This is a genomic window from Vallitalea sediminicola, from assembly GCF_054408565.1.
The window spans coordinates 35262-48104 of the sequence record NZ_BTPT01000023.1 but is presented as its reverse complement, the minus strand read 5'-3'; the positions used below and the strand labels follow the sequence as shown (position 1 = coordinate 48104).

Sequence of the window (12843 nt, the reverse complement as noted above, 5' to 3'; positions counted from 1 at the left end):
TTCCTATACCTATACATCCACGGACTTCCTGTACCGAACACACCATTTCAACCTAAAATCTCTACTCCACATTCAACCTTCAACAAATTACCTCTTATTCAACACTTAATTAATGAAGTAAAAAGGTCACTACATATTAAATACTGTAGCAACCTTAAACTAATCATAACCATCTATTTTCTATATTTTTTAAACATAGCCTTCATCTTCTTCTTTTCTTCCAATCTTACCCTTGCATTTTTCTTACTTTCTATAAACCGCAACTCTCTCTTAAGCTTATTAAAATTATCAAGTCTTTCTCTCTCTAATTCTCCATTTTCAATTGCTTGTATGACAACACATCCTGGTTCATTAGTATGCGTACAATCTCGAAATCTACACTTTTTACTTAGTTCATCAATATCGCTAAAAGTATCTGATAAAGCATTTCCATCTTCTCCTTCGCTCCATAACCCCAGTTCTCTCATCCCTGGAGTATCTATGACCATACCACCATCTTCAAGTATTATTAATTGCCTATGGGTTGTTGTATGTCTACCTCTATCGTCACCTTCCCTTGCCTCATTGACTTTTAATATTTCTTCACCGCATAAAGTATTTATTAATGTAGATTTGCCTACTCCAGATGAACCTAATACCACTGAAGTTTTTCCTTTTTGGAAATATTTCTTAATCTGAGATATACCTATACCTTCTAATGAACTGATTGCATAAGTACTCACACCAAAAGCTATATTCTCTACTTCTATCATTCGTTCATCAGTATTATCACAAAGGTCAGCTTTACTTAAGATTATAACTGGCTCTGCCCCACTCTCCCAAGCTATGGTTAAATACCTTTCCAGTCTATTGATGTTGAAGTTATTGTTGAGTGATGCAACTATAAAAACATAATCAAAATTAGCTGCAACTACTTGACCTTCTATAGTTGAACCTGCTATTTTTCTGACGAATTGACTTTTTCTAGGTAAAACGTGCTGTATAACAACTTTGTCTTCACCATCAATTGGCGTTACAGCTACCCAATCACCTACTGTAGGTAGAGATTCTTTATCAGTTTCATAATACAATTTACCCGAATTAATTCCACTAAGTTCACCATGTTCTGTTATAACTTTGTACATTCCTCTGTTTTCAACTAGTATACGTGCAGGTATTAGCCCTTTATTATAATAAGTCTCAAACCTCTCTTCTAAATCTTGATTCCATCCATACATGTTAATTATCATAAATATTATTACCTTCCTTATTTTTCTCCAGAAAAAAATCCTAGTGCACCGTTCATTCATCGCACTAGGATTATAGTTATCCACATAAGTATAGAGTTATATAATATTTATACACAAACCTTCCCTACATATTAACAAGAAAAGTCCTTTATCAATAAATATAAAAACCTAGGCAATAAAATGACACTGCTCTAGGTCTAATAATTATTCTAATTATAAATTTTTCCCTGGGAGCAGTTCAATCTTCAATTGTTTAGTTACCTGTAATACCATATCCATTTTTAACATGTAACACCACTCCTTTCAAAAATCAAATTTATAGGTACATTTTATCATACATTCTTCACTTTTAAAAGCATTATTGGATATTTTAATTTTCTTAAATACACTCTTTACCACATTAAATTCAAAAATTGTTGACAAGAGTCAAAAAACCAAGTATACTGTAAACAAACATAAACGATCAAATAAAAACTAATAAAAACAAATTTTAAAACAAAAAATAACAAAGCGGTGAAAAAAATATGTTAAAAGCAGAAAGAAGAAATTATATAATCCAGCATTTAAAAGAAAATGGAACAGTCATAGTAGAAGATCTAGCAAAGACTTTAGATATTTCTCCCATGACAATTAGAAGAGATTTAAAATATTTAGAGGACAATGAGTTCATTACAAGAACCCACGGAGGAGCTGTTTTACATGATATGCTCATTGAAGAAGTTCCCTATAATAAAAAAACCTCTGTTCATTTGGAAGAAAAACAAAAAATTGCTAAATATGCAAGTGAATTGATCAAAGAAGGACATACTATCATATTAGATGCAGGTACAACTAATATGGAAATTGCTAAACATATAAAACATATAAAAAACTTAAAGGTAATTACACCAGATTTAATGATTGCTTTGTTTCTTTCAAAATTTCAAGGGATGCAAGTATATTGTACCGGCGGTTTTATCCAAGGGACAACAGGATCATGTCTAGGTTCAGAAGCAATAGATTTTATTGGAAAAATATGTGTAGATATTGCTTTTATAGGTACAAGTTCTGTAGATTTGGATAAAGGCCTAACTACCCCTAGTCTAGAAAAGCAAAGAATAAAACAACAAATAATGAATTCTGCTGATGAAGTTATATTAGTAACTGACCATTGGAAATTTGGCAATAGAAGCTTTGCAAAAATTTGTTATTTAGATCAATTAGATAGAATCATTACTGATGAAGGAATCGATAAACATACATTAGATCAACTTAATCAATTAGGTGTTGTAGTGGATCTAATATAGTAAATATATATCAAGAAAGGAGGCTATCATGCCGGAAGTTGTAATTATTGCAGATGATTTAACAGGTGCTAATGCAACAAGTGTTTTATTATCTAGAACTGGCTATCGAGCAGCTACATTCCTAAAATTAGAAGCTTATGATGAAAAGTTGCATGGAGATTTTAAAATAATCTCTATTAGTACAGATAGCAGAGGAATATCAAAAGATATTGCTTATAAAAAAGTATCACAAGTAACTGAATTTTTCTATGATAAAAATGTAAAACTATTTTCTAAACGTATTGATAGTACTTTGCGAGGAAATGTAGGAAGTGAAATTGATGCAGTCCTTGATCATTTAGAGGACGATACAATTGCTATTGTAGTAGCTGCTTTTCCTTCATCAGGGCGAATTACTATAGGAGGATATCTAATGGTAAATTCTGTACCACTAGAGAATACAGATGTTGCAAAAGATCCTAAAACACCTGTTTACACCTCTTATGTTTCTAAATTAATTCAAAATCAAAGTAAATATAATGTGGATTATATTCCACTCAATCAAATCTTAAAAGATCAAGACACTTTACAGGAAAAAATTATTCATAGCAAGGAAATAGGCAATAAGATTATTGTAATGGACGCTACCACCAATGCAGATATTGAAATAATAGCAAGTGCTGTAAAAAATACAGGTCTAAAAGTTATTGCCGTAGATCCAGGTCCTTTTACTGCTGCATTGACTAAAGCATTCATTGATAAACCTAGAATTATTCCAGGACAAAAAGTAATGCTTACTGTAGGAAGTGTAAGTAATCTAACAAGGAGACAATTAGAAGCATTAAAAGTAAAACATGTTTCTTTGTTTGAAAGAGTTAATCCTAAATCACTTATTTATGATGATACCCGTGATAATGAAATAAATGCAATTGTAGAAAACTTGATAAATAAAATGGGAAATTACAACATTATAGGTGTTGTAACCACTACTGATGAAACAGAAGTGTTGGATTTACATGAAATTGCACAGGATCTAGAAATATCAGAAGATGATGTATCCTTAAGAATATCAAGTGGATTAGCTGAAATAACAAGACGCTTAATGGAAAAAACATCTGGAGTTATTGGGGGTTTATTTACCAGTGGTGGCGATGTTACTGTAGCTGTATGTAGAGAATTGCAATCAGCAGGAATAGAGGTAAAAGATGAAGTATTACCTCTTGCAGTCTATGGAAGAATTATTAAGGGTCAATATGAACACATGCCTATTATTACTAAAGGTGGATTAATTGGAGAAATTCATGCCATTACTAAGTGTGTAGATTATTTATTAACAAAAGTATCTACTGAATATCATAAAAACACAAATTAACCAAAAGAAAGGGACGATAAAATGCACAGAAGTTATATAGGCATTCCGATGGGAGATCCTGCTGGGATTGGACCTGAAATTGTAGTAAAAGCCTTAGCTAAGGAAGAAGTACATAATACATCAAAACCAGTTGTAATTGGAGATAAAAAAACGTTACAACAAGCTATGGAATTTTGTAATGTACAATTAGAAATTAATGTTATTGAAGATGTTAAAAAAGGGAATTATCAAAAAGGTATTCTTAATCTAATTGATTTAGAAAATGTAGATATTGAAAAATTAGAAATGGGAACAGTTCAAGGTATGGCTGGAAAAGCTGCTTTTGATTATATTGAAAAAACAGTTGAACTAGCTCTATCTAAAAAAGTAGATGCCATAGCCACTACACCAATAAACAAAGAAGCCTTCAAAGCTGGAGGAATAAATTATATTGGTCACACAGAAGTCTTAGAAGACTTAACCAATAGCAAAGATCCACTTACTATGTTCCAAGTATATGATTTAAGAGTTTTCTTTTTATCACGTCATGTATCACTAAAAGAAGCTTGTGAGATTACTACTAAAGAAAGAGTTTATGAATATATCATTAGATGTTCAAAAGCTTTATCCAGATTAGGAATTACTAATGGAAAAATGGCTGTTGCTGGATTGAATCCACATAGTGGTGAACATGGACTTTTCGGAAATGAAGAAGTAACAGAGATTAGTCCAGCTATCATAAAAGCTCAAAAGGCTGGAATTGATGTAGTAGGTCCAGTATCAGCTGATTCAGTTTTTTACTTTGCTCTTAAGGGAAGCTATGATGCTGTATTATCCCTTTATCATGATCAAGGACATATTGCTACAAAAATGGTGGATTTCGAAAGAACTATATCAATTACCAACAATCTTCCTTTTTTAAGAACTTCAGTTGATCATGGAACAGCTTTTGACATTGCCGGAACAGGTAAAGCAAGTGAAGTCAGTATGGTAGAAGCTATTCGATTAGCCGCTTTATATGCTCCGAATTTTACAGCTACAGTTTGCTAGATTGATTTAATCATTAGATGCAACCCATATTAAGTTGATATTCTAATGTTAAATAAAACCAAAACTTCAAGGAGGGTTTTTCATGAAAAAAATAGTTAGTTTATTTATGATTGTTTTAATGATCGTTGTATTTGTCGGGTGTGGGAATAAGGGTAATGAATCTAAAAAAGAAAATAATGAAACAACTAAGAATGAGGAAACAAATCAAAAAGACAAACCAAATGAGAAAGCAACGATTATCAGGATTGCTTATACTCTATCTCCAGAATCACATTATCACAAAGGCTTAGAGAAATTCGCTGAACTTGTGGAAGAGAAATCTAATAATCAAATAGATGTACAATTATTTCATAGTGCACAGCTAGGTAGTGAAAGAGATGCAATTGAAGGTGTGTCAATGGGAACACTAGAAGCAACTTTATCATCTACAGGACCTTTAGCTAACTTCTCGAAGAAATTTATGCTCTTTGACTTACCATTCATTATTCAAGACAGAACTACCGCATTTGAAGCATTAGATGGTCAGCTAGGATTAGATATGTTATCTTCATTAGACAGTACAGGTATAAAAGGATTAGGATTCTGGGAAAACGGGTTCAGAATGTTAACTAATAGTAACCGACCAATCAATACTCCCGAAGACGTAAAAGGATTAAAGATAAGATTAATGGAAAATCCAGTTCATATGGAAACTTTCAAGGCTCTAGGTGCACAGCCAGTACCAATGCCTTTTGGAGAGTTATTCACAGCATTACAACAAAAAACTGTTGACGGTCAGGAAAATCCATTAGTAATTATTGATACAAGTAAATTCTATGAAGTACAAGACAATCTAGCTATAACAGGACATTTCTATTCTCCAGCAGTATTCATGATAAACAAAGATTTCTTCAACAGATTAACTCCTGAATTACAAGATGCAATAACTAATGCAGAAAGTGAAGCTCGTACATGGCAAAGAGATTATTGTATTAACCTAGAAGAAGAATTAGTTGAAACATTAAAATCAAAAGGAATGGAAATCACATATCCAGACAAAAAAGCTTTCCAAGAAGCTACTCAATCAGTTTATGATAAATTCAAAGATGAGATTGGTGAAGATCTAATTAATCAATTACTTAAGAAATAATATCTTATTTTTAATGACGACTCTTTGATTAATAAGAGTCGTCAAATATCTTAGGAGGTAGGTATTTTGAGAAAAATATTAAATAACTTAGAAGAATATATTCTAATTATCATTTTCCCAATAATGACTATTACAGTCTTTATCTCAACGATTTTTAGATATTTTAAATTGGGAGCTATTCCATGGTCAGAAGAGCTTGCAAGGTATTTGATGATATGGATTGCTTATATAGGAGCTAGTTTAGGAATTAAGAAAAATGCACATTTAGGTGTTGAAATTGTAGTTAATAAGTTACCCAAAAAACTAAAAGCAGCTTCAAAATATTTAAGAATAGCCATTATCTTGATGTTTAATTTTTTGATTATAACATTCTCTTTCAAAATCATTAATCATCAAATGAATATAGGACAACTCTCCCCTGCATTGGCTATACCTATATGGTATGCATATCTTGCAATACCAGTAGGCGCATTACTAATGATCATTCGTTCAATACAGATGGTTGTTTGCAAAAATAAACAAGTTGTGAACTAGTAAAAATACTTGTAAGAAAGGATGGAAATTTAATGGTTCTTTTGTTATTTGGAAGCTTGTTAATATTACTTTTATTAAATATACCTATCGCTGTGTCATTGGGAGTATCTTCTATTGTTGCTTTGACATTTGGAGATATGCCGACTCCATCTTTTGTTGTGGCACAGAGAATGTTCACATCCCTAGATTCATTTCCTTTTATGGCAATTCCTTTCTTTATGTTAGCTGGAGGATTAATGGAAAGAGGCGGAATCTCTGTACGGTTAATTAAATTTGCCAAAGCATGTGTAGGAAGTACTGTGGGAGGATTAGGTATTATCACAATAATTGCTTCTGCGTTTTTTGGGGCGATATCTGGTTCTAATCCAGCTACAGTTGCAGCTATTGGTGGAATTATGATTCCAGCTATGATAAAGGCGGGATATCCAAAGGATTTTGCTTCTGCTATTGCAGCTGCAGGTGGAACATTAGGAGTTATCATTCCTCCTAGTATCCCAATGATTACATATGGAGTTGTAGCAGGTGTTTCTATCAGTACATTATTTACAGCAGGAATTATTCCAGGTATTCTTATTGGACTTAGTTTAATAGGTGTAATATTCTATTACTCCAAGAAATTAAAACTCCCAAAAGGTGAACCTACAAGCTTAAAGAATTTGATAGTAACATTTAAGGAAGCTATTTTAGCACTACTTATGCCTGTAATTATTTTAGGCGGAATATATGGTGGAGTATTCACACCAACAGAAGCTGCAGCAGTTGCTGTTATCTATTCCTTTATCGTTAGTGTTTTTGTCTATAAGGAATTAAAAATGAAAGATTTGGGACAGGTAATTTTGAAGAGTGCTATAAGTACTTCTGTAGTACTATTCGTTATTGCTAATTCTGCTTCATTTTCTTGGATTATCACAAGTGCGCAAATACCAGCAAAAGTAACAACAGCCATGATGAGTTTATCATCAAACGTTATTGTTATCACTACATTGATAAATATAATGTTACTTTTCTTGGGTAGTTTTCTAGAAACACAAGCGATTATTTTGTTAGTTGCACCTATTTTGTTGCCACTTACAGCTTCATTAGGCATCAGCCCTATTCTATTAGGTATAATAATTGTTGTTAATACTTCTGTGGGAATGATTACACCTCCTATGGCCGTTAATCTTTTTGTGGCATGTGGTATATCTGGTCTGAAGGTTGAAGCCATCAGTCGTAAAATAATTGCTTTTTTAGTTGTAGAAATAATTATTGTATTAATGATTACAAACTTTCCACAAATATCATTGTTCTTACCTGAATTACTACAATAAAAGTTTCTCATATTGATTATCTAAAATATAGCTTCTTTGGAAGTAAAAACACCTTAAAAAATCTTAAGGTGTTTTTTGTTATTAGTTCACATGGATAAAGAAGGTAATCCTTTAATTAGGTTACCTTCTTTATCCACAACAAATTTTTTAATTATGATTATGAAATTAATTTATGTTATACTAATTTTATCTCCATAAATATTATTTTTTATTAAAATTCTAACATAATTTATTCTAATTAAGCCAATAATATTATAAGTAAATGTATCAATCATGCATTAAATTTAATAGAAACGTACTAAAAATTCATTGTACATTTTAATATGTCAAGTAGCTTAAGTGTCTATTCCAAGAAATATATTATAAAACACAATATATATTTGCTTTTTAATATACATTTGCTTTAATATATGTATTATAGTGATATTTTTTTCTGACTAAGCATTTTTAGAAGCTTCATTTGGTATACAATTGGTAAGTTTATCATTGAAAAAAATACCATACACATTATCAACATCCAGCTTCAAAATTTCAATAATTTTAGTTACTTCACGTAAATTGAAATCCACTATACCAAGTTCTTTTCTATTGTAAGTTTTTTGTGTTATGGATAGCTTTCTTGCCATTTCTACCTGTGTGTACCCCATAGAAGCTCTGGCAGATTTTAATCTATAAGTATTCATACAATCACCTCCCAGCACTTACCATTCGAACAAGTAAATCGTACCATACCATTTGGTAAGTGTCAACTAATAGTTTGTATTTTTGGTAATACTAATTTTAATTTTGGTAAGTAAGTATTATACTATTAATGAAATATCTCAAAGGGTATATATATATATTACAAAAATAATTATTTAAAGTGGTGTTTATAATGGATAATAATTCTATTGGTTATCGAATATTAAATCTTAGAAAAAAAAAGCAATTTACACAAAAAGAATTAGCTGGCAAAGTTCATGTTACAGAAGCAACAATGTCAAGATATGAGAATAACCTTCGAGAGCCTAAGGGCGAAATAATTAATAGAATTGCTTTAGCTTTAAATACTACCACTGATTATCTGCTAGGAAGAAGCAATAACTCTCTTCCCATTAGGGAGTTAGACGATAATAAATCCATAGATGTAGATCTTGATACTTTTATAGAAAAACTAGAAGAAGGAGACGGGTTAAAATTTCATGGAGAACTTATTGATGAACAAACAAGAAGTATTATCTTAAAAACCTTAATACATGCAAGGGAAATTGCAGAAGAAATGCATCAAAATAAGGTAAATCTTACTAAGCAGTAATTATGAATGCAAGTATCCTTATCGATATTTAATAATATCATACTCTACACTCTCTAAGAGCAGAAATTTATTTTTCTGCTCTTAAACTCTATTTATATTCATATACTTATATATAAAAAATATAAGGAGCTATTTAATGAATATAGGAATCTATTCAAGAAAATCTAAAATCACAGAATCCGGAGAATCCATTAAAAACCAAATAGAATTATGTAAAGAATATGCTTATAAATATTTCAAAGTACAAGACCTTTACATATATGAAGATGAAGGCTTTTCAGGAGGTAATACCAAACGTCCCAAATATCAAGAAATGCTTAGAAATGCAAAAGAAAGAAAATTTGATGTTCTTATATGTTATAGATTGGATAGAGTCAGTAGAAATGTATTGGATTTTTCTAATATATTAGAAACATTATCTTTCAATAACGTTGAATTCGTTAGTATTAGAGATCATTTTGATACCTCTACACCTATGGGGCGTGCTATGATGTATATAGCCAGTGTCTTTGCACAATTAGAGCGTGAAACAATCGCAGAAAGAATAAAAGATAATATGTATAAACTAGCTGAAACGGGTAGATGGCTAGGAGGTATAACACCTCTAGGATATAATGCAACTAGAATACTAGATAATAATACTGGAAAATCAATATCTATTCTTACTAACGAAGCACAGGAAATTAAATTAGTGGAAATAATTTTCAAAAAATATTTAGAATTTGGTTCTCTTACTAAACTACAACTATACACTCTCAAAAACAGTTTGAAAACTAGAAATAATAAAGATTTTAATATAAGTTCACTCAAAAATATATTGATTAATCCTGTTTATATGGCAGCAGATAATCAAGCATATGATTATTTCCTGGAAAATAACTCATTAATCAACAAAGAATTGAACAATATGGATTTTGATGGAACTTATGGAATTATGGCTTACAATAAAAACAACGAAAAAAAACATACTCCAAGTAAAAGAGAACTCTCCAAATGGATCATTTCTATTGGTGTTCATCGTCCAATCGTAACATCAACCACTTGGATAAAAACACAAAAAATGCTGTTATCCAATATTCATAGAGGTTACTCCCTAGATAGCAAAACAGCAATACTTACCCCACTTATTAAATGCAAGAACTGTAAAGTACCCCTAAAAATAATTAGTAAATATGAAGATAAACAGGTTAAACATTTTTATTATAAATGTCGAGTCAAAGAATCTACTAAAAGTACTGACTGCCATGTAAAAAATCTTAAAGGGAACATCTGTGAAAATTTAATTTTTGATTCAATAGAACAATATCTAACAGTTGATAATCTTATCAATAAATTAGAAAACTATATACATAAAGAAACAAACCATGATAAAGATAAAAAAATAGCTGGCTTGGAAAAAGAAATCACTGAAACCAAAAATACCATTTATCAATTAACCTTAATATTATCAAGTAAAACTTCTTCTGCTTCAAAATATATAATTAACGAAATTGAACAGATGGATGATAAATTACAATCCCTGAATAAGCAGTTGAATATCCTTATTAAAACATGCGATACTGATAATGATACAACTTATAATTGTAAGCTTAACCACCTCATTGATGGTAGCATTCATAACATATTATCTCATGAACAAAAAAAAATAGTGATTAATAAAACCATTAAAAATATTCTATGGGATGGTGATAAACTAGAAGTTGAACTTCTACCAATCAATAACCTTTAAAGTTGTTTTTCATTACAAATAGATGAAGCTATTAGTATGGGTGACAAAGTTGTCGTTCTAAGTAAACGACCAGCAACCATAAAAAAAATCTTTGATATCAAGTTGACTATGGAAAACAAAACACCCTTTAATTCAAGAAGTGCTCCTGAATTCCGTTATTATTTTAATGCCATTTGGAAGGAGCTAGATAAGAATGATTAATCATAATATATCACCTGAGCAAAATAAGTATCTTAGAAAAGTTAAGAAAGAAAAAAAAATCATCCTTTTATATCAAATAATTATCTTATTAGTACTTATAATTACCTGGGAAATATGTTCACTATTAGGAGTAATCGATTCTTTTATATTCAGCTCACCATCGAGAATAGTTAAAACCTCTATAGAGATGTTAATGGATGGTTCCCTACTCTATCACATATGGGTAACTTTGTATGAAACAATAATAAGTTTTGTATTAGGAAGCATCTTAGGTATTATTATAGCTATTATTCTATGGTGGAACAATAAGATATCAAAAATACTGGAACCCTATCTCATAGTATTCAATAGTTTACCCAAAACAGCATTAGCACCTATTTTTATTGTTTGGCTTGGTCATAATACAAGATCAATAATCATAACCGCCTTAACAGTTGCTATAGTAGTTACAATCATTAATGTTTTTAATGGCTTCATGAATGTGGATAAAGAAAAAGTCAAACTCATCTACACCTTCAATGGCAAAAAAATAGATGTACTAAAAAAAGTTATCATTCCAGCTAACTTTTCCAATATCATCAGTACAATGAAAGTTAATATAGGATTATCGTTTATTGGTGTAATCATCGGTGAGTTCATTGCTGGCAGAGCTGGTCTTGGTCAATTAATTGTATACGGTAGTCAAGTACTGAAAATGGACTGGGTAATGATGAGTATCATCATACTAGCATTGTTGGCAACAGGTCTATATGAGCTTATTGTCTTTGCAGAAAAAAAAGTAAATAAACTGAATGAATAATTAAAATAAGGGGAGGTGCCTATAACGCATCTCCCCTAAAAAATGACCTTTAAAAGGCTATAACTATTCCTCCATCATTAGCATAAGTAGAAGATAAACCTTTCATTTCGACAATAAATATATCTTTAAAATTATACGTATCATTAACCTTTTCTTTTATCGAATTAGCTCTTTTAAAACAATTACAATGTGCAATTACTAACAGGCTATCTTCAAGATTATCTTTTGTTTCGCCAATTGCTGCAATCATTTTGCTAATGGCTTTATTAATCCCTCGACCTTTGTTAATCATAATTATTTCGCCTTTACCATTAGAAGCTAATACAGGTTTTATATTAAGTACATTGGCTATAGCAGCCTTTACTAGACTCATTCTTCCAGTTTTCACAAGATTATCTAGTTTATTTAGTACGAATAATGTTTTCATTTCTTTTATATAGTTGCTGATAGAATCTACTATCTGTGTATAAGTCTTTCCTAATTTTGCTAGATAATCAATTTTTAATGTCAATAATACTTCACCCGCTGATGCACTAAGTGAATCAAATACATGTATATTCTTATTATCATTTTCACTAAGGTAAATATCTTTTGCTATTTCAGCACTGTTATAGCTTCCACTTAATTTACTAGATAAAGTTATAACAAATACGTTTTCTTCTTCACCTGCAAATCTATCAATATACTCTGCCGGTGAAGGACATGCAGTCTTAGGTACATTTGTACTCGCATTCATTTCTTGGACAAATTCGTCAACCTGAAATGAATCGTCATCCCTGTATCTTGTACCCTCTAGCTCTATGGTAAGTGGGGTTATCTCTACGTTCATATTTTGTTTCATCTTATTAGTTATATCACAACTGCTGTCTACTACAATCTTAAAATTCAATGAATAGCCTCCTCAACATCTATACTGCACAATGTAGTTATTAATACTACTTAATATTACCAT

13 protein-coding genes are annotated in these 12843 nt (G+C 30.8%); 10 read left to right on the top strand and 3 right to left on the bottom strand.

What is annotated here, in order from left to right; all coding sequences use genetic code 11:
• Positions 1-173: 173 nt before the first annotated feature.
• Positions 174-1229 carry a ribosome small subunit-dependent GTPase A gene (gene rsgA, locus ACX6CF_RS10215; protein ID WP_458785228.1) on the bottom strand — a complete coding sequence of 352 codons (1056 nt, stop codon included), beginning with the start codon at positions 1227-1229 and terminating at the stop codon, positions 174-176.
• A 524-nt stretch (positions 1230-1753) separates the two neighbouring features.
• On the opposite strand from rsgA, the gene ACX6CF_RS10210 reads away from it, so the two are divergent.
• The 6 genes from ACX6CF_RS10210 to ACX6CF_RS10185 all read left to right on the top strand — a co-directional run bounded on the left by ACX6CF_RS10210 (position 1754) and on the right by ACX6CF_RS10185 (position 7868).
• On the top strand, positions 1754-2515 hold the full coding sequence (locus ACX6CF_RS10210) for a DeoR/GlpR family DNA-binding transcription regulator (protein ID WP_458785227.1): 762 nt from the start codon (positions 1754-1756) through the stop codon (positions 2513-2515).
• Positions 2516-2543: 28 nt separating this feature from the next.
• Positions 2544-3866: a four-carbon acid sugar kinase family protein gene (locus ACX6CF_RS10205; RefSeq protein ID WP_458785226.1), complete on the top strand. Its 1323-nt coding sequence runs from the start codon at positions 2544-2546 to the stop codon at positions 3864-3866.
• Positions 3867-3887: 21 nt separating this feature from the next.
• On the top strand, positions 3888-4895 hold the full coding sequence (gene pdxA, locus ACX6CF_RS10200) for a 4-hydroxythreonine-4-phosphate dehydrogenase PdxA (protein ID WP_458785225.1): 1008 nt from the start codon (positions 3888-3890) through the stop codon (positions 4893-4895).
• An 82-nt stretch (positions 4896-4977) separates the two neighbouring features.
• The gene (locus ACX6CF_RS10195; RefSeq protein WP_458785224.1) at positions 4978-6024 is read left to right on the top strand and encodes a DctP family TRAP transporter solute-binding subunit; all 1047 of its coding nucleotides are present in this window, start codon (positions 4978-4980) and stop codon (positions 6022-6024) included.
• A gap of 66 nt (positions 6025-6090) precedes the next feature.
• Positions 6091-6558, top strand: a complete 468-nt coding sequence (locus ACX6CF_RS10190) for a TRAP transporter small permease (RefSeq protein WP_458785223.1) — start codon at positions 6091-6093, stop codon at positions 6556-6558.
• Between the two features lie 32 nt (positions 6559-6590).
• A complete protein-coding gene (locus ACX6CF_RS10185) occupies positions 6591-7868 on the top strand; it encodes a TRAP transporter large permease (protein ID WP_458785222.1) in 1278 nt (425 codons plus the stop codon).
• Positions 7869-8305: 437 nt separating this feature from the next.
• Here the strand turns inward: ACX6CF_RS10185 and ACX6CF_RS10180 are convergent, their stop codons facing one another.
• Positions 8306-8551 (bottom strand): helix-turn-helix transcriptional regulator, encoded by a 246-nt coding sequence (locus ACX6CF_RS10180; protein WP_113671867.1) that lies wholly within the window; start codon positions 8549-8551, stop codon positions 8306-8308.
• A gap of 191 nt (positions 8552-8742) precedes the next feature.
• Between ACX6CF_RS10180 and ACX6CF_RS10175 the strand changes: the two genes are divergently transcribed.
• The 4 genes from ACX6CF_RS10175 (at position 8743) to ACX6CF_RS10160 (ending at position 11891) form a co-directional block, all read left to right on the top strand.
• Positions 8743-9162 (top strand): helix-turn-helix domain-containing protein, encoded by a 420-nt coding sequence (locus ACX6CF_RS10175; RefSeq protein ID WP_458785221.1) that lies wholly within the window; start codon positions 8743-8745, stop codon positions 9160-9162.
• A gap of 136 nt (positions 9163-9298) precedes the next feature.
• Positions 9299-10891, top strand: coding sequence for a recombinase family protein (locus ACX6CF_RS10170; protein ID WP_458785220.1), 1593 nt, complete (start codon positions 9299-9301; stop codon positions 10889-10891).
• Between the two features lie 36 nt (positions 10892-10927).
• Positions 10928-11092, top strand: coding sequence for a hypothetical protein (locus ACX6CF_RS10165; RefSeq protein ID WP_458785219.1), 165 nt, complete (start codon positions 10928-10930; stop codon positions 11090-11092).
• Complete coding sequence (locus tag ACX6CF_RS10160) at positions 11085-11891, top strand: ABC transporter permease (protein WP_458785218.1); 807 nt, start codon at positions 11085-11087, stop codon at positions 11889-11891. The genes ACX6CF_RS10165 and ACX6CF_RS10160 overlap by 8 nt, the downstream gene beginning before the upstream one ends.
• Before the next feature lie 49 nt (positions 11892-11940).
• Here ACX6CF_RS10160 and ACX6CF_RS10155 read toward each other — a convergent pair whose 3' ends face one another.
• Positions 11941-12780 carry a DegV family protein gene (locus tag ACX6CF_RS10155; RefSeq protein WP_458785217.1) on the bottom strand — a complete coding sequence of 280 codons (840 nt, stop codon included), beginning with the start codon at positions 12778-12780 and terminating at the stop codon, positions 11941-11943.
• Between the last annotated feature and the right edge of the window lie 63 nt (positions 12781-12843).